Source organism: Nodosilinea nodulosa PCC 7104 (assembly GCF_000309385.1).
GTDB lineage: Bacteria > Cyanobacteriota > Cyanobacteriia > Phormidesmidales > Phormidesmidaceae > Nodosilinea > Nodosilinea nodulosa.
On the sequence record NZ_JH976537.1, the window covers coordinates 3659244 to 3675601 of the forward strand.

At 52.7% G+C, this 16358-nt stretch carries 12 protein-coding genes and 1 pseudogene; 6 read left to right on the plus strand and 7 right to left on the minus strand.

The window, feature by feature from the left end; translation table 11 throughout:
• Positions 1–5: 5 nt before the first annotated feature.
• On the plus strand, positions 6–1109 hold the full coding sequence (locus LEPTO7104_RS0116895; protein WP_017299764.1) for a hypothetical protein: 1104 nt from the start codon (positions 6–8) through the stop codon (positions 1107–1109).
• A gap of 128 nt (positions 1110–1237) precedes the next feature.
• Here LEPTO7104_RS0116895 and LEPTO7104_RS0116900 read toward each other — a convergent pair whose 3' ends face one another.
• On the minus strand, positions 1238–1549 hold the full coding sequence (locus tag LEPTO7104_RS0116900) for a DUF6679 family protein (RefSeq protein ID WP_017299765.1): 312 nt from the start codon (positions 1547–1549) through the stop codon (positions 1238–1240).
• A gap of 389 nt (positions 1550–1938) precedes the next feature.
• On the opposite strand from LEPTO7104_RS0116900, the gene LEPTO7104_RS0116905 reads away from it, so the two are divergent.
• Complete coding sequence (locus LEPTO7104_RS0116905; RefSeq protein WP_017299766.1) at positions 1939–2688, plus strand: creatininase family protein; 750 nt, start codon at positions 1939–1941, stop codon at positions 2686–2688.
• A gap of 126 nt (positions 2689–2814) precedes the next feature.
• Here LEPTO7104_RS0116905 and LEPTO7104_RS42895 read toward each other — a convergent pair whose 3' ends face one another.
• The 3 genes from LEPTO7104_RS42895 to LEPTO7104_RS0116920 all read right to left on the minus strand — a co-directional run bounded on the left by LEPTO7104_RS42895 (position 2815) and on the right by LEPTO7104_RS0116920 (position 6294).
• A complete protein-coding gene (locus tag LEPTO7104_RS42895) occupies positions 2815–3912 on the minus strand; it encodes a precorrin-8X methylmutase (RefSeq protein WP_026072794.1) in 1098 nt (365 codons plus the stop codon).
• A 559-nt stretch (positions 3913–4471) separates the two neighbouring features.
• Positions 4472–5515, minus strand: a complete 1044-nt coding sequence (locus tag LEPTO7104_RS0116915) for a ParB/RepB/Spo0J family partition protein (protein WP_017299768.1) — start codon at positions 5513–5515, stop codon at positions 4472–4474.
• Positions 5512–6294 (minus strand): ParA family protein, encoded by a 783-nt coding sequence (locus LEPTO7104_RS0116920; protein ID WP_017299769.1) that lies wholly within the window; start codon positions 6292–6294, stop codon positions 5512–5514. Before LEPTO7104_RS0116920 ends, LEPTO7104_RS0116915 begins: the two co-directional genes overlap by 4 nt.
• A gap of 258 nt (positions 6295–6552) precedes the next feature.
• Here LEPTO7104_RS0116920 and LEPTO7104_RS34235 point away from each other — a divergent pair, with 258 nt between their 5' ends.
• From LEPTO7104_RS34235 to radC, 3 genes are all read left to right on the plus strand, one after another.
• On the plus strand, positions 6553–7602 hold the full coding sequence (locus tag LEPTO7104_RS34235) for a replication initiator protein A (protein ID WP_017299770.1): 1050 nt from the start codon (positions 6553–6555) through the stop codon (positions 7600–7602).
• Positions 7603–8730: 1128 nt separating this feature from the next.
• Positions 8731–9483: a hypothetical protein gene (locus LEPTO7104_RS0116930; RefSeq protein WP_017299771.1), complete on the plus strand. Its 753-nt coding sequence runs from the start codon at positions 8731–8733 to the stop codon at positions 9481–9483.
• A gap of 100 nt (positions 9484–9583) precedes the next feature.
• Positions 9584–10549, plus strand: coding sequence for a RadC family protein (gene radC, locus LEPTO7104_RS34240; protein WP_017299772.1), 966 nt, complete (start codon positions 9584–9586; stop codon positions 10547–10549).
• Positions 10550–12623: 2074 nt separating this feature from the next.
• On the opposite strand, the gene LEPTO7104_RS34245 is transcribed toward radC, so the two are convergent.
• Together LEPTO7104_RS34245 and LEPTO7104_RS0116950 are read right to left on the minus strand one after the other, a co-directional pair.
• Positions 12624–13079, minus strand: coding sequence for a DUF6876 family protein (locus LEPTO7104_RS34245; RefSeq protein ID WP_051158505.1), 456 nt, complete (start codon positions 13077–13079; stop codon positions 12624–12626).
• Between the two features lie 95 nt (positions 13080–13174).
• Positions 13175–13690: a J domain-containing protein gene (locus LEPTO7104_RS0116950; RefSeq protein WP_017299775.1), complete on the minus strand. Its 516-nt coding sequence runs from the start codon at positions 13688–13690 to the stop codon at positions 13175–13177.
• 1003 nt (positions 13691–14693) lie between these two features.
• Here LEPTO7104_RS0116950 and mobF point away from each other — a divergent pair.
• Positions 14694–15935, plus strand: a complete 1242-nt coding sequence (mobF, locus tag LEPTO7104_RS0116960) for a MobF family relaxase (RefSeq protein WP_017299777.1) — start codon at positions 14694–14696, stop codon at positions 15933–15935.
• 19 nt (positions 15936–15954) lie between these two features.
• Here mobF and LEPTO7104_RS41720 read toward each other — a convergent pair.
• Positions 15955–16358 (minus strand): annotated as a pseudogene (locus LEPTO7104_RS41720) (integrase core domain-containing protein); the annotation flags it as partial.

The window sequence follows — 16358 nt, forward strand, 5'->3', positions numbered from 1 at the left end:
AGCCCATGAGCCTTCCCCCTGCTTTGCGCTATCGCCTGGTGCGCCTTCAACCCATTGGCCGTCAGCTCCGTCGCCCGACCGTGTGGGGTACCTTAGCCGCCCTCGGGCTGATGGCGGCGGTGGGGCCTCAGTATTTTAACCATCCCGAGTGGCGCAGCCAGTACGATCCCGCCGTGGCTAGTCCAGCCGTTGCCCCTGGGACTGAGCTAGGCACATTGTCCAACGACGATTTGGCCAATTTGGCCGAAGTTGACAATCTCTCGCTGTTGCTCAACCAGCTTCCGCCCAATGCATCCAGCCCGTCAGATATCCCTGCTGCCAAGGGCATCTCAGCTGCCGCCGCAGACGGGCTATCCCTGCCCAAGGCCACCCCAGACGACACCCTGGGGGGCACAGAATCTACCAATCCCTTCGCCCAATATCTGGAGCGCAGCCGCTTTCGGTTTAACCCCGCCGCCAGCAGGGAGGCGATCGAAAGAGACTCCACAATGGCCCTGGGGAGCGGTTCTCTGACCACTGGTCCGGTGTTCGGCTCCTCCTCCTCCGAGACGCCGCTGCCCTTTTCTTCGGCGCCCGCTGGGGGGCCGCAACTTAGCCCCCTTCAGCAGGCCCTCAACGTGGGTTCAGGCCCGCGCGCTGGCCAGCCTTCTGGGCTAGGCGCTGCCCCGGATCCCAGGGCGGGGGCCAGCGGAGCTGGCTCAGATCCCGCGACTGCCACCAGCGGTATCACGCCCCAGCCTTGGATGGTGGAGGGCAGTTTGCCCGGCGTAGACCAGCGCTTTATTCGCACGACGCCGCAGATGTCGCCGCCGCCGGGTACCACGGGCTATGCGCCACCGCCCAGCTTGTCTCCTACCTCAGGGACAGTTGCTCCAGCCCAGGGAACGACGAATCCAGCCGCGCTGAACCTCGATTTTGGTGCTCCGGTGACGGCGCCAGCGGGGAGCGGGCAGCGGCAATTGCAGCCCAACGCGATCGCCCCCAGTGCCCCAGTTGTGCCGTCGCCCCAGCCTGTTCCAGCCCCCTTTTCGGCCCCCAGGCCGCCCGGCGTCTACACCGGCAACGGCTACATCAACACCTTTGCCAACCCGAGCGGACCGGGGCAGTAGGCGAGAGCCTTGACTAGTACTCGAAGGCTGAAATATCTCGACCGTTTTGGCGCGCTTGGCTCCCCTGCTCCCTCGCAATTGGCAATAGTCCCCATACTTGTGCCGCAGTCTACTAGTGAACCGGCCCCCTAGTCAGCATTGGACTCTGGGTAGGGGTCGCTGATTTGCTCCGTCTCTGGGCAGTCGTCGGAAACATTTAGCTCTACATCGCCCCGAGGTACAGCGGCCAGGCGCTTGGTCACAGCGCCAATGCTCTCAAGCCGCACCATTTCTTCCCAGGAGCAAATTTCGTCGTCTTCTTCGGTTTCGTAGCGAAAGGTAACCAGGTCACCCTCAATATCTAAAATTTTGGCCCGCTCGATCCAACGCTGCTGATCCCGGAGAAAAATCCACACGTCTTGACCATCACAACAGAGTTGATAGATCTTGCGGTGTAGCATAGTCGCGGCTCCTTCACAGGTAACATCAATGCTCGTTCGCTTGGCTGCCGTAGAGGAGCGATTCGTGGCTAAAACCGTGGTTAGACGGTTGAAATCCCAGACTGCGGGCCTGCTAGGCCTGGGGATGGGGATCTTGCGATCGCTCCAGATCAGTTGCGCGTCAGCTCTTCAGGTAGATGATCGTGTAGTTATAGATTTTACCTAATCCTGGGTCTGTACCTTAACATTCCCAGGGGGGAAGGCGATCGATCTAGACGACTGCCCGGCGCTGCCCATTCCCCTCTCTTATCAGCGAAACCGACCCGGGGGTGTAATCAGTCATACCATCCCTGGCCCGGCGCCCCAAAGACGAGCGCTATAGTGTAACTCTAGCTTTCCTGCTCTGCCCTATGCTGCTGCACCTCTGCACCTGGCCCGAAGTTGAGGCCTATCTGGAACAATCTACGGGCATTATTTTGCCGATTGGCTCAACGGAGCAGCATGGCCCCACGGGGCTGATTGGCACCGATGCCATCTGCGCCGAAGTGGTTGCCAAAGGCGTGGGCGAAGCCGCCAATGCTCTGGTTGGCCCCACCATTAACGTGGGCATGGCCCTGCACCACACCGCCTTCCCCGGCTCGATGACGCTGCGGCCCAGCACCCTAATTGCAGTCATTCAGGATTACCTGACGCCGCTGGTGCGCTGCGGCTTCACCCGCTTTTTCTTTATCAACGGCCACGGCGGCAATATTGCCACCCTCAAGGCTGCCTTTGCCGAAACCTACACTGCCTTGGCTGCCGGCCAGGTCGTCAACGCTGAGCAGGTGCGCTGCAAAACGGCCAACTGGTTCATGGCTAAATCGGTGTACAGCCTGGCTAAAGAACTCTACGGCGATCAGGAAGGCTCCCACGCCACCCCCAGCGAAGTGGCGTTGACCCAGTACGCATACCCCGATTTCATCAAGCAGGCTCCCCTGGAGCCCCAGGTCGCCCCCAGGGGGCACGCCATTTACAGCCCTGCCGACTTTCGCAGGCATTACCCCGATGGCCGGATGGGGTCTAACCCGGCCCTGGCCACCCCAGAGCACGGTCAGCAGCTCTACGAGGTGGCAGTAAAAGAGCTGACCAGCGATTACCTGGAGTTTTTGGGGGCCGACTAGGGGCAGCAAGCTCAGCGATGCCAGCGCCAGCGCCTAGGCGAGAGACACGCGCTGTGTGGGCCAGTAGCCGGTGGCCATGAGGGCCAAAAGCAGGGCGAAATGGGAGATGGAGCGGTGGGAGGTTTTCTATTGATTTGGATGGGTCAGGTAGCAGTGGCAGTGGGGTTTTTCAATTAGCGAATCGGCAAGGGCGTTGAGGGCGGTGGCGGCGAGCAGTCCACCGCCCAGGGAGCCCTGAATGGTCAGGCAGGGTACGCCGGTTTTTAGCAGTCGCCGCTTGGCGGTGGGGGCGTGGCTAAAGCCAATGGGTAGGCCAATGACGAGGGCCGGATGCAGGCAGCCGCGCTCGATCAGATCGCAGATGCCGGTCAGCACCGAGGGGGCATAGCCAACTACGATGACCGCGCCGGGAGGAATTGCCCGCAGATGCTCGGGCCATTCCGGCGATCGCCAAAGCAGCTGCTCGGCCTCGGAGCCGCTGGCAATGTGGGGATCGTTCAGCAGCGCTGCGGTGCGGCAGCCTAAGTGGGCTAGACGGCTGTGGTCAAAGGCGGCGGCTACGGCAGGAATATCGCCCACCACCAAACACCCCGAGCCTAGCGCCTGACGCGCTGCGGCGATCGCGCCATGGGCCAACCGCACAAAGGGCACCAGGCTCACATCCCCGCAGGCCATCACCAACTTCGAGATCAGATCGACCTCAATCTCTGGGCGAGCGGACAAATCTGGTAAAAGCCGCTGCAGCGACTCCGCCTCGGGCTGGGGCGAGGGCGGGCTGTCTGCCGCCAGGGCTGCGATCGGCTGCGGGGTAGCCATATCCAACCTTTGCAGCTGGGCGATCGCAGCGGCTCTCTGGGCCGGGCAGTTTAAATCTTGGCCCAGAATGCTCTCCAGGGCGACGGCGGTCTGCCGCAGCTGTACCAGTTGCCGCATTACTTTCTGGTACTGATGCTGGAGCTGTAACGGCAGGGCATCTGACTCCAGGGACTCGGCATTGGCCGCCAGCAGCTGCCGAATGTGGGCCAGCTGAAAGCCCTGCTGCTTGAGCTTCACCACCTGCCGCAGGCGCTGCACATCGGCTGGGGTATACAGCCGGTAATTGCTGGGCGATCGCACCGGATCGGGCAGCAGCCCAATCCGATGGTAGTGGCGCACCATGCGTGGGGTAACGCTACTGCCCGCCGCGTCAACGAGTTCTTTGATCGTCAAATACTGTGAATTCATTGCTGTGAATCCATCCGCTGCCCTACGCCCTAGGTTTGACATTAGCATTAGGGGTGGTTGCCGTAGCCAATTCCTTTGGAAGCTTTGCCAGTTGGCGTTTTAGAGTACATGGGGCAATCTTGACAGTACGCTTGAATTACACCCAGTTTATATCCAAAGAACCTTAGAAATACCTAGCACGAGCGGCGATGCAGTATAGCCATAGTCACGTTGGTTAGGACATCCAGAAACCCGATGAACGTTCAAACGTTAGAACGTTCGCGGGACACATGTCTTAACTAGACTGGCTACAGCTATACATGGGCGCTTGAAAGGGGAAGTCTATATAGCAAAAACCCCCTGAAGCAGAAGGCTTTCAAGAGGTTTTGAAATAAGCTGGTGACAAGACTCGAACTTGCGACCGGCTGATTACAAATCAGCTAGCGGTGCTTGCAGTGTAAGAGGTTCAAGCTTTTGCGGTGTGCCTTACACCCAAATTAAACCCAAAAAAGGTAATGTTAAGGCGAAATGCGGATTAGGCTTTGTGCCCATATCCAATGGGCGCGTCAGACTCTCGGAGCTACGTCGCTCCGGCTCCCCCCAGCAGTGCCTCTATTTCTCCTAGCAGGCGTTCCAGCTGCTTTCTCTTCTGAGATTTCTCCGGCAGATTGAGCCCAGACCTCAGGCGCTTGGCTATGCCACTTAGCCTTTTTACTAGGGCAGCATCCCCTACCCTTACGCTCAGGCTTGCTTCATCCGGATCCATTGCTACTTCTTTTATCCGATCACGAATTTCTCGGAATGACAGCTTTCCTTTGAGTGCCTTTTCAAGGAGGGACTTCCGCTTGGAAGCGTCTTTTACCTTAAGCAGCTCCAGTGCTACGGAGTATGAGAGCCCCCGCTCCAGGTGAGCTTTTTTAATATCCTCGGGTAAGGTCAGCGTTCGTAAATTCTTAGTACGGAAGGTTTGGAGTTCAATTCCAAACGACGAAAGTACCGACTCTATTTTCCCCAGTTCCTCGCTCGGAGCGACGTCGCTCCGGCCACGCTTATCGGAGTGGCCCTCTGTTCGGATGAGGGCAAGCACCCTCTTCTTTGGGATTCCTAACTTCACTTCAATCAGCTTCAGGATCCCTTCGGTCTCTTCGAGTTTGCTTAGGTCTTCTCTCTGGAGGTTTTCGATGAGAGCAAACTCAAGGGCCTCTTCGTCCGTATACTCATCGACGACACAGCGAACTTCAGTCAGTCCAGCGAGCTTGGCTGCTCGCCATCGCCGTTCTCCGGCAATGAGTTCCCATAATCCATCTTTCAGAGGGCGGACGTTGATTGCGCCGCGAAACCCCTGCTCCTTGAATGAGGTGGCGAGATTGTTAATGCCTTCTTCAGAGAAAAACTGGCGAGGCTGAAAAGCACCGGGCTTAATCGTGCCGACAGGAAGCCACCGGGTGTCTCCCTCTGTAGTAGCAGGAGTGGTGCTGCTCGCTGCTTGCTGCGGTTGGGCCTCATCGTTCGGTTGCTCGCCAGGTGGTATCGTGTGAGCCAGTGAACCAGAAACAAAGGAGGAGAGAATTCCTCTACCAGCCAGACTAAACGAACTGGTCTCTGCTTTCTTCTTATTCTTCATAGGCTTTTCACCAACGCTTTCGCAATCACTTCCAACGGTTCGAGAGCGGGATGTCGAGGAGCATACTGGGCAAGAGGTAGGTGTTCGGCAGTTGCGTTCGCAAAGTCAGTACGTCGTGGAATAGGAGGAAATACCCTTGCTCCCTTAAAACTTGGGTTGTCTTGTAGGGAAGCAAACACCTCTTCAATAGTTTGTAGTGCCCGTCTCGATTGAGAAGTTCTTTCGTCATACATGGTCGGAATGGCACCAGTCACCTTCAGGCTAGGATTAACCTGTCCCGCAATTTCATGCGTGGTCTGAAGCAGGTTGATGGTTGCCTCAACCGACTTGTATTCAGTCTGAATCGGGATCAAAAGAAAGTCTGCCGCGACAAGACAGTTAACTGAAAGAAGCCCAAGGGAAGGGGGGCAGTCGATCAAAACAAAATCATAGCGAGACGCTTTTTTCGTGATCAGGTCAGACAACTTGTATTCACGCCGAAGTTCTGAGGCAAGCTGCAACTCAGCTTGTGCAAGAAAAATGTTTGCAGGAACAAGATCGCACCCGCAAATATCTTTCTGTATTGGCAACGGCTCACGTTTAAGCAGGCTGTGATAGATCGTTTTTTCGAGATCAAATGGAGCGATGCCTGTAAACGTTGTAAGTGATGCCTGAGGATCCATATCAATCAGGAGCACCCGCTTCTTATGCTCAACCGCGAGGTGGTATCCAAGATTCATGGTCAGCGTTGATTTTCCAACCCCACCAGACATGTTGAAGAGGGCAATTATATGCGGCATTGAGGCCCTATTGCTTGGCACATAGTCTCGTCGAGTTGAGAGGTTGAAAAATCCACTGGAGCAAAGAGATCACTCTTCATCAAGTTCTTTGTTGCGTTCGGAGCGACGTCGCTCCGAAGAGTATGTTGCTGACAAACTATAGTGGTTCTCTATTGGATCACCAATAGGGATAACCATAGCTTTGAAGATTTCGCTATCTTAGTCACATTGATAAAATAGCTTGAGGATTAAAGAAAAGTGAGCTACAGGACGGGGTCTATGGCACTACGCAAACCCCCTCCGCAAGATGGCCAGCTAGAGCTTTTCTCGGCGGTTTTTACCGACATTGTGACCCGAGATATTCAGGACGCAATGGAGGTTCCATTTCTTAGTCTCTCTAAAAAGCCTCGGGTAGCTCCCATTATTTACAGTGGAAAGGGAATTGAGATCACCGTCACTGGTGGAGCACCGTACGGTATCGCAAACATTTGGGATTGGGATCTCATTATGTGGCTTTTGTCTCAAGTCAGAGAAGCGATTGATAAAGGGCAAGCAGTCTCACGGCAGGTCAGATTTCACCGCCACGCTTTTCTTAAAAGTGCCAGGCGAGACGCTGGAGGAATACAGTACAAGCGGTTAGAAGATACAATTGCTCGCCTCAAGAACACTAATGTAGTTACGACCATTCGATCATCTGAACGGCAGACCGTCATGTTTAGTTGGCTTGAGTATGTTCATATTGATCGAGACGATCACGGTCGGCTCAGAGATGTGACCGTAGTGCTTCCCGAGTGGCTCTTTGAGGCAGTACGCGACCGCTCTCTTATTCTTTCACTCCACCCTGATTATTTCCTTCTCACCGGGGGCATTGAGCGCTGGCTATACCGCTTTATCCGCAAGCAAGCAGGAAATAGTGCTCAAGGATGGAAGTGGCGGCTCGAAACGCTCTATGAACGCTCAGGGAGTTCTCAACGCCCATCCGATTTTGCAACAGCCATTCGAGATATTGCTAAGCACGGGAAGCTTCTTGATTACGAACTGCAAATTCAAAAGACGAATTCTCAAGAGCTTCTTTTTGCTCGGAAGGAAGGGACTTCTGCGAAGGCTATTCCTGAGACCATACCTTTACCTCAAGCACAGTTTCTTTGCTTGAAGACAACCACGTATGAGAAAGCAAAAAAGATTGCCCCAGGGTATGACATCTACTCGCTTGAAGATGACTGGCGACAGATGACTAAGAAAAACGACATTGTGCTTAAAGACCCTGACGCGGCATTTCTCGCATGGTGTAGGAAAGTGGCACAGAAGCCTGTTCGGGTGGCTCGGTAACGGCTCGGAGCGACGTCGCTCCGAGTATCATCATGAACAAAAACAAACTTTATTCTTTGGAGTAATATACGGTCTATCACCCGCAACTTACTTCTTTGTAGCCAGGAAAATGAGCAGTGCTAAAAACACAGCATAACCATGTTCTGCGCAGCCCTTTCTGCGTTGATGCCTGTGGATAACCTCAGATCACGACACGGTCTATTACCCGCATTCAATACGGTCTATTACCCGCAAGAACACGGTCTATTACCCGTACAGATACGGTCTATTACCGGAAAAAAGCGGTGTATTCGATCATAAAATCAATGGGTTGCTGACCCTTAAACTCTCTTAAACATATTAAACTATCTTCTTAAACGGGCTAGGCCCCTGTGGATAACTTTGAAGGAGACGGCCCTCAGGTAAGTAAGATTTTTTTATTTTTTGGAAGATAGGGGAAAAAGACAACCTGAATGAGGAAAAGCCCTGAGCATAAGAAATTTGGAATGGGGAATTCAACGTATCTCTTTGTTACGCTTCAGGGTTATCAAATCCTTTGCTTTCAGAAACGCCAGAATGCCTCTTAAGGCGCTCTAGAAGAGAGTTGTTAGGGTGAGGGCAGGGGTGAGCGCGAATCGCAAGCCACAGCGCCTCTGAGCGCCTCTCTAAACATTGGTCTTGTTTAAAGAAAACACGGTCTATTACCCGCACATTACTCCCTAGGTATTCCGTTGTAAGGGTCTAAGCTTCTCCTGATGTTCCTCAACATAACTAATCACCAGTACAAAGAAGCGCTGGAGGAATGAAATTAACGTCATTTTGGCATTAAAGAGACGCTAAAATGATGTTTTTATATCTCAATTGACCTAATGCTGTCGCTAGAAGGCACGGTCTATTACCCGCAAAAGTGAACTTTCTACCAAGGATGGAAAGCTTCTATGAGCTGCCTAATTCGAGACTGTTCCACACCTAAATAATGTCTTAAAGTGAAAGCGGCTTTAGGCAACAAGGAACTTCACAAGAAGCTGATAAAATAAAAAAAATTTATAAAACGTTGGTTTGAAATTTGATTTTTTTTACTTGCTAGCTTGTGGAACACTCACTTATTTTGACGCAAAATTATTTTGTCTGTGCAGGGTTGTTTCTTAGATGCAAGAAGGAGTTCAATACGCTGTTTTAACACTCAGACAGCGAGGGCTTTCCACCCCTGAGATCTGTCAGCAACTAGCCCTTGATAGCGATTCGGTCATAGAAATCCTGCTTCAGGGACCGGTTGTCCCCAAACCGGTCACGGTTACATCGCTCAAGCAACCGGTTGGTCGACCGCAGAAACTTAAAGAGCGTGATCTACTTGCGAGCATCACAGAGGCAATAGTCGGCAGGAGAAAAGAGCCTGACTACCTTTGGACATTCCCCGACCTGCTTCAGATTGTACGGCGTACCCTTCAGATAGATATCTCTCAAGACACGCTCCGTCGATATCTCACCAGCTTAGGTTTTACGTTTGACCACCAACTCAAGCAGGTCGTTGGTTCTTTAGTGTCTCCTTACGAGATAGCCGCGTTCTCAAAAGGAGCAATGCTCTATGTTGTGAGCCACCAGCTTCACCAGCTAGGCGAAGATGTGTCGAGTCGCCAGACGGCAACGCTTATTACTGGGGTCACTGCGTTTAATCGTATTGCTGTGATGGCGAGGCCTCAAAGCCGACTGTCACCAGGCATGTTGGCCGCGTACTTACGCGGCGGGTTATTAGCCCTCCATCCCGACCGCAACATTGCCGTAATTTTAAGCGGTCAGGGAGTGTACCGAAGTGTCATGCACGATCGCTCCCTCCTTCAAGAGCCACGTCTTAAGCTCTATCTGGCCAAAAAGGAGCCAGGCTCAAGCGTTCCTGAGGTCTAGCCTTAAAAATAGCTAGGAGAAGGGGCCAAAGTTTGATAGTAAGCGTTCTTAGAGCAAGGTTTGTGGCTATTTCATTTACACGAATCCTTCACCTATCTATATGCCAGAACCGTTGGCACCAGAAGAAGAGGGTCACGATCAGGCTGAAGAGGAATGGTGCCAGCTCACTTTCTTTGGTGAAGAAGAAAGTTTTTCATCTGAGGGGCCTACTCGTTACGCTGCAACAGAACTGTCAGGGCCACGCGAGCACTCCCTTCGTATCCAGGACATGTACGAGGAGGATCGCCCTCGGCAACGGCTCGCAGCTTATGGCCCTAAGGCACTTTCAACCGCCGAACTCCTCTCCATTTTGCTCGGCACAGGGCACCACAGCACTGGGCTTTCAGCAGTTGACTTAGCGCATTCGATTTTAGGGGAGTTAAGCCAGGCAGGTGAGGACGCCCTAAGGAGGCTTCAGCATCTCTCGATGGAAGAGCTTCTGGCCATGCGAGGAGTTGGGCCAGCGAAGGCGGCAATAGTGATTGCGGCAATTGAATTAGGAAAGCGAGCTTTCATCCAGCCCACTCAGGTGCGAACCCGTGTTGATGATCCGAACGTTGCTGCGTCCCTGCTTTCCCACGATCTGATGTGGGAAACAGAAGAGCGGTTTGCTGTACTCATGCTCAACGTCAGGCATCACTTTCTGGCCAAGCGCGTTCTTACCATCGGTTCTCAAACAGAGACCCTTGCTCACCCACGAGATATTTTCGGGGAAGCACTCCGACATCGAGCTGTTCGAATCATTGTGGCCCACAACCATCCTTCAGGTGCTCTCGAACCGAGCCCTGACGACTTAGCTCTTACCAAACAGCTGCTTCAGTGCGGCAAGATTTTATGTGTCCCGGTGCTCGACCACCTTATCTTGGGAGATGGCAGGTTCCAGAGCCTGCGGCAAACCACTTCGCTTTGGCAGGAGTATCCGCAGGAGAATACCGGAGAGGACCACTCATCCATTCACGAGCCCTGGGGAAGTTTGCTTGATGAAGGAATGGGCATCCCACCTAGTTCCATGGTTGATGACGATTAGAGGGAGGCCTGCTACCCGTCGCCGCTGGTTTACCGTCTTCACCAGATCCCGAAGTTGCCCAGTGACGCCTGGGAAGCGATAGAAGGGGAGAGCATTGATCCTAGTTTCCACTATGGTGCGATCGCCCAAGGCGTTTAGGTGAATGCGCTTTGAGACAGCGAGCCATACTTGCTGTCTTACCTGAACAACGACCACTCCTGATCCGTCTACCCCAATCGCATAGGCTCCGATGTGGAGCGGCGCATTTCTGGCATCGTAGCTGCGGAGCTTACCAAACTGCTCATGAGTTCCCTCAGTAGCAAGCAGTACAAAGGTGTGCTCCCACCGCACATACTGCACCACGGCCAATCCGCGTCGCCGTTGCCTCATCCGGGTGGTTCGGCAGGCAGTGACGCCGTAGGCTTCGCTGAGCTTGGCATCGAGCGTTTGTGGATCGCGCTCCGGTGGAATAAAACGAAGTGCCCACCGGTAATAGCCGTAGCGCATGTAATCGATCGCTATCCGCCGTAGGAAGAAGCCGAGGGTTGGCACCGCCTGTTTCATCATCACTTCAAAGCCTCCACAAAGTGAGAACTCTTGGTTAGGAAGGAACGGACTGATTAAGGGCTCAGTCCGCAAAGCCAAAACCCTTTGTGTGTGAATCCTTCTAGCAGCGCTACCGTTTGTTTTTTCTTAAACCTTTCCGCTTGTTTCCAAACGACGTCGACGTTTGAAACCTTTTGGCCAGCCCTCCACGAGCGCACGACGGATGTGATCATCAACATCGGCATTGCTCAAAAGTGGAGAACTGCGCAGGCAAACCGCCGCGCACCCACCTTCCATAAGCTGTAACAGTTGCTTTAAAAGCAGGTACTTCGTTCGTTCATTAGCGCATCGACAAAACCATCGTTTACAAGTCAATTACGAAGCTGCATGAAGTATTAGCTAGCCGCTGAGCTGTATTTCAGGCCCACCGGCTAGCCCACAAAAGAAGTTCATCATGTAGAGAGGTAAAACCTCCTCAGAGCTTTCGTAGTCACACGTGTCACTTGATCGCAGTCACCAACTCGATCAGTTAATTGCGACACCATGAATGCCCTTGGGACTGCCTTGCCCCGCGTGCACCTTGGTCCTTAAAGGCCAAGCACCTACTTACTCCACACTCCCGGTCTGGTCAGTTTGAATCACCTGAGTGACAATTTGCCCAGGCACCGAATGAGCCACCATCCGGCCTGCCAGACCTTCCCCGATTAGCACAAAAGATTGCTTGAAGAGTCACGTTGGTAGTGGATTGCTATCCACAGGGCTACTACACGGGCGAATTGAATCCGCTCCCATTTCAGGTTTCCTCGTGCGGAAGGCAGAAGTGACCACGAATTACCATGTAGCGCCTTTTCCACGGTTCGGCATCGTCTCTCTCCAAACTTACCGGCAATGGTTTTCACCACTTTCACAGTTGAGCTATTCGCCGTCGTTTTTTCAAACGAACGTCGGAGGTGTCTTCCTCCGATTGGCGTCATCGCTGAAGCGCCAAACTCCCTGCGCCGGATAGGGTTGCCCACCATGTGCCGCTATTAAAACAGCCTTTAGGCCAAGCCCCCCTATGGGGATTAGTTGTTGTTTCCAAAACATCACCCACTTTCTTTTGTACGGCCTCACCTTTTTGTTTGATGAGGTCTGTCTCGGTCGCCCTACTTCCTTTGAAACCTGTATACACGGCATGGGATAGAACAATTGGATTGCCCCGTTTTTTTGGCAAACGGTATTACTCAACTGAGCCTCCCTCGAACTGGACAAGCTAGTCTCCCAGCATCCAGCTCCAAGAGTTTCGACAACGGTACAGGTGGCTACCTGTCTTCTTTTATTTAAGGGGTGGTTAATCCCTTGAACCGAAGTGTTGCCGCTACCCTCTACATGACGTGCACTTCTTAACTATGTTTAGCGAAAAAGTGCAGCTTTGATTGTCGAAATAATTAAATTATCGAGGGGGCGCAATAACTTTTTTTTGAAACAATGGTTGAAAGTGTACTTCACAACGAATGCGCCATAGGCACAAAAAAAGCCGCCCTTTGTGAAAAAGGCGGCTTTGGGGTGATTACCACTCACTTGGTAAAAGCAGTATCCCATAGTGGGCATTGCTGCGTGGACCATCCTGCACAGCACAGTAATTCCAGTAGTTCCCTACATGGGCAAGGTAGAGCCGAACTTCTTTCAGGGGAAAGTCGGTGTATGGGATCCTCTGTCTCACCACCACATCGTTTGAATCTCGTTCACAGATAGCAACCGCCGATGAATTTTCATGTACTGTAAGCGTCCAAAACTGCATTTCAAGAAGTACCGGATCGTTTCTTACCTCAGGCTCTATTTGCCATGAGGCAATGAGATCAAGGAGCCAATAGGCTTCACCGTGGTTGGCCAGATACTGCACTCCATCGGTATAGAGGAACGAATGGAACGGGTTGCCGTTTCGCCAATACTGCATGGTGCATGTGAACTGATGTAGATCGCTCTCCGTAAGAGTGGTGTCTCTTTTTGGTTTGTTCGTTGCCATAAGTGCTCTCCTTTTTCTACAAAAAGAGGGCGAGACAACCTGCATCATGCGGATTGCCTCACCCTCGGGTACTCAATTTTTTGGGGCTGGTTTATCTAGGCTTCGAGCTTTTGGCGCTTGTTGCTTTCAAACTCGCGGTAGCCGTACTTCGCTGCGAGTTCGTTAAAGTCGCCGAGGCTTTGTCGATAGCGGTGAGAACCTGCGTGCCAGTACCATTTCCCCCGCTTGTTGTGCCACCGGAGGCCATGGGACTTAAGGCTGTCTCTCACTGGTTTTGTCTCGCCGTCGATCCATATCCAGGTGCCAACAAGCATGACCCGGATGTTGGGGAGGCTTAGGCCAAGAAGCTCAGCGAGCTTGTCTATGACTGCCTGCTCGACCGCTTCGTTGTAGTAGTAGGTGTGCTCTTCTTCTCCTCCTCCAGCGGTCTTTTGTGCTGTGGTGCCGTGACACCTGCGGAGCGCTTCGTGATACTCGCGGTTAAGCACCTTCATTGCTTCAGCGTCACCGCCCCGGTCAGGGTGGAGATCCATTGCGAGACGGCGGTAGCGAGCTTTTATCTCTTCGACGGTGGTTGCACCGAAGAAGTATTTTGTATTGCAGTTATGCATAAAATTTCCTTTGGGATTAAAAAAAGAAATGGGGCATCCACTCCGACTAAAGAGTGAAAGCCCCATTTGCGTTTGCGTTGTTGGTTTGTGGTGGTAGAGAGGGAGAAGGACTAAGGCCTGTCTCTCTTGCTCCTCCAGCAGATGTTAGGCGGTGCCAATTGCGTGTTCCGTTAAGAACCGAAGCAGGACAAGCAGTGATTCCCCGATGTGATTGTCAGAGACAGTTCCTTCACACCGCTCACATTCGTACTCATCCAAGTCGTCTGCGAGGTAGTGAAGAATCCTTTGCAATGCCTCAAATAATTTCGTATCGTCCATAGTGATTCCTGTATTAAAAAGTGAGCTACCAACTGCGGGAACAGTTGATAGCTCTTGGGGTTATTGCTGAGTTGCTATTCCATTTTTATGTGGGGTAGCAACTTTTTTCGTATCAGCATCAAGAAGCCTTACAAGAAGTCTCTTCATATCGTCGATATCAGAGTTCATTCGTGTTGAGCGTTCTGTCAGCGAGTCAATGCGTCGTTCAATACCTCGTAGGTTTCTTCCGGGGAAAACGCTTCGAGCAATGCTGCGAAACCGTCTTGACCACCGAGAAAACCAGTGTGGTAAAAACCACCGAAGTACTATTCCAACAATCATCCCGGCTCCAAAAATCAGAGTCCGGTGCATGACCGTTGCTGTTTCTATTTCCATCTTTCTCTCCATTAAAACGGAATCCTGACCACATCCTTGTGGAATAAAGACTCCAGTTATTTTCCTTCACCTCCATGCGAAGAAACTTCTTTTGAAACCAAAACGTGAACCAGTTGAGTGAAATCCTCAGGAGAAACCCTGGGAATTGCCGAGAGGAATATCTAATCGGAAACAAGGCAAGTGATGCTTTTTGGGAACGGATTCCTCTCAAATGTTGCAATCGATAGCGAGGCAAAAATAAGCATCACAGAAACGTTTTTATTCTAGCAGTGAGCGTTAGTATCGTGGGAAATTGACGCAACGTTTTGTCATGCTTTCAATTGCAAAGATGGGACGCAAAAGTAAGTACTACTATGTAAACCTCGCACAATCTTCTTACGAGGCATCGAGTGCTTTGCCCGGAGAACCCCCAGCAGTATGGGGTGGACAGGGTGCGAGACAACTTGGCCTGTACGGTGCAGTGAATCGAGCAGCGTTTTTTGTGTTGTTCGATGGGTTTTCGCCTGATAACGAATCAAAGCTTGTTAGTAACGCAGGAGGCAAGCGGCGTGTGCCGGGGTGGGATCTGGTCTTTACTCCACCAAAGAGTATTTCAATTCTATGGGCTGTCGTGGATCCAGCACACCGTGCTGCTATAGAGCGTATCCACCACCGAGCGGTAGAAGCTGCGATCGCATACCTTGAAAGCCACGCCCGACTGCTTACCCACGATGCGCCTCCGGCAGGGCTTACGGTTGCCTATTTTGAGCATGGATCAAATCGTGCCGGGGAGCCGAATCTCCACACCCATGCGCTGGTGCTCAACGATGGAGTGACCCGTGATGGGGTGACAGGCCCTATCGACTCGCGGGTGCTCTATCAACACAAGATGGCAGCGGGTGCCATCTACCGAAGTGAATTGGCGGCGCTGCTGCAAACCGAACTGGGTCTTGAGCTTGTGCGTTGTCAGAGCTGGTTTGAGTTATCGGGGTTTTCTCGCACCGAGGGGCGATACCAAACGCTTATGAACCTATGGTCGAGTCGTCGTAAGGCAATTGAAGCGCACGAGCCATCCACCGCTGCTCAAGCCCAGGCCGTGGCCTACATGACCCGTGACAAGAAGGGGTATGTCCCACCACGAGACGAGCTATTCCGGGCATGGCAAGAGGTCGCGGCTCAGCATGGACTAATCCAGCGTAGGGCTACGAGGCTCATTATTCCGGAAGGGAAAGATCAGATCACCTTGTGGCAGCGGTTCCAGGAGTGGCGCACGCTCAGGGAGGCGCGGCGAATAGTCGCCGTACACCAGAGCCACTTTAGCCGCAGAGATTTGGTAACCGCGATTGCAGTTGCGGCCCAAACCCGAGGACTACACAGCGTCGATGTTCTACGGCTTACCGATACTTGTCTGAAGCACCGGCAGGTGATGTCTATTGGGTTAGTCAAAGATGAAGAACGATTTACCTTCAAGCGGCTTTATCGCCTGGAGCAGTCGCTCCTTAGTCAGGCTACTACGTTGGCTATGACGTCTGGAATGCGCGTATCGCACCGCGGAATGTGTCAACAAAAATGAGACAGAAACTAAAAACAAATTAGTGTGGAACCGCCTGGCTGTTAGGAGCTGCTATCGGTGGATTGATCCAAACGGCATTGGGCACCACGGGTGGAGTGGGCGGATGATGGACAAAGCGCTCAGGATGGGCGAGATAAGCCGTGTTTAAAACGGCTTGTCGTTGCTGAGTGACGACGTCAGCTTGGCCTGAATGCATCACCTCAGGGGTCAATAGACCAATCGCCCCCATGATGATGGACTTGGTTATACCAGGCAAAGAAGTGTTGGCAAAAGGCCCTGGCATCTTCGATACAGCCAAACTGTGTGGAAACGTGGGCTGATATTTCAAGGTTTTTGAATTGCGCCTCCGAAAACGGATTGTCATTGGACACCTGGGGACGGCTATGGCTCTTGGTCACGCCCAGATCAGAGAGCAGGAACGCG

Excerpts from the sequence above, each read along its gene's own strand:
- LEPTO7104_RS0116895 (WP_017299764.1), top strand. The coding sequence starts at position 6 with ATGAGCCTTCCCCCTGCTTTGCGCTATCGCCTGGTGCGCCTTCAACCC.
- LEPTO7104_RS0116900 (WP_017299765.1), bottom strand. The coding sequence starts at position 1,549 with ATGCTACACCGCAAGATCTATCAACTCTGTTGTGATGGTCAAGACGTG.
- LEPTO7104_RS0116905 (WP_017299766.1), top strand. The coding sequence starts at position 1,939 with ATGCTGCTGCACCTCTGCACCTGGCCCGAAGTTGAGGCCTATCTGGAA.
- LEPTO7104_RS42895 (WP_026072794.1), bottom strand. The coding sequence starts at position 3,912 with ATGAATTCACAGTATTTGACGATCAAAGAACTCGTTGACGCGGCGGGC.
- LEPTO7104_RS0116915 (WP_017299768.1), bottom strand. The coding sequence starts at position 5,515 with ATGAAGAATAAGAAGAAAGCAGAGACCAGTTCGTTTAGTCTGGCTGGT.
- LEPTO7104_RS0116920 (WP_017299769.1), bottom strand. The coding sequence starts at position 6,294 with ATGCCGCATATAATTGCCCTCTTCAACATGTCTGGTGGGGTTGGAAAA.
- LEPTO7104_RS34235 (WP_017299770.1), top strand. The coding sequence starts at position 6,553 with ATGGCACTACGCAAACCCCCTCCGCAAGATGGCCAGCTAGAGCTTTTC.
- LEPTO7104_RS0116930 (WP_017299771.1), top strand. The coding sequence starts at position 8,731 with ATGCAAGAAGGAGTTCAATACGCTGTTTTAACACTCAGACAGCGAGGG.
- radC (WP_017299772.1), top strand. The coding sequence starts at position 9,584 with ATGCCAGAACCGTTGGCACCAGAAGAAGAGGGTCACGATCAGGCTGAA.
- LEPTO7104_RS34245 (WP_051158505.1), bottom strand. The coding sequence starts at position 13,079 with ATGGCAACGAACAAACCAAAAAGAGACACCACTCTTACGGAGAGCGAT.
- LEPTO7104_RS0116950 (WP_017299775.1), bottom strand. The coding sequence starts at position 13,690 with ATGCATAACTGCAATACAAAATACTTCTTCGGTGCAACCACCGTCGAA.
- mobF (WP_017299777.1), top strand. The coding sequence starts at position 14,694 with ATGCTTTCAATTGCAAAGATGGGACGCAAAAGTAAGTACTACTATGTA.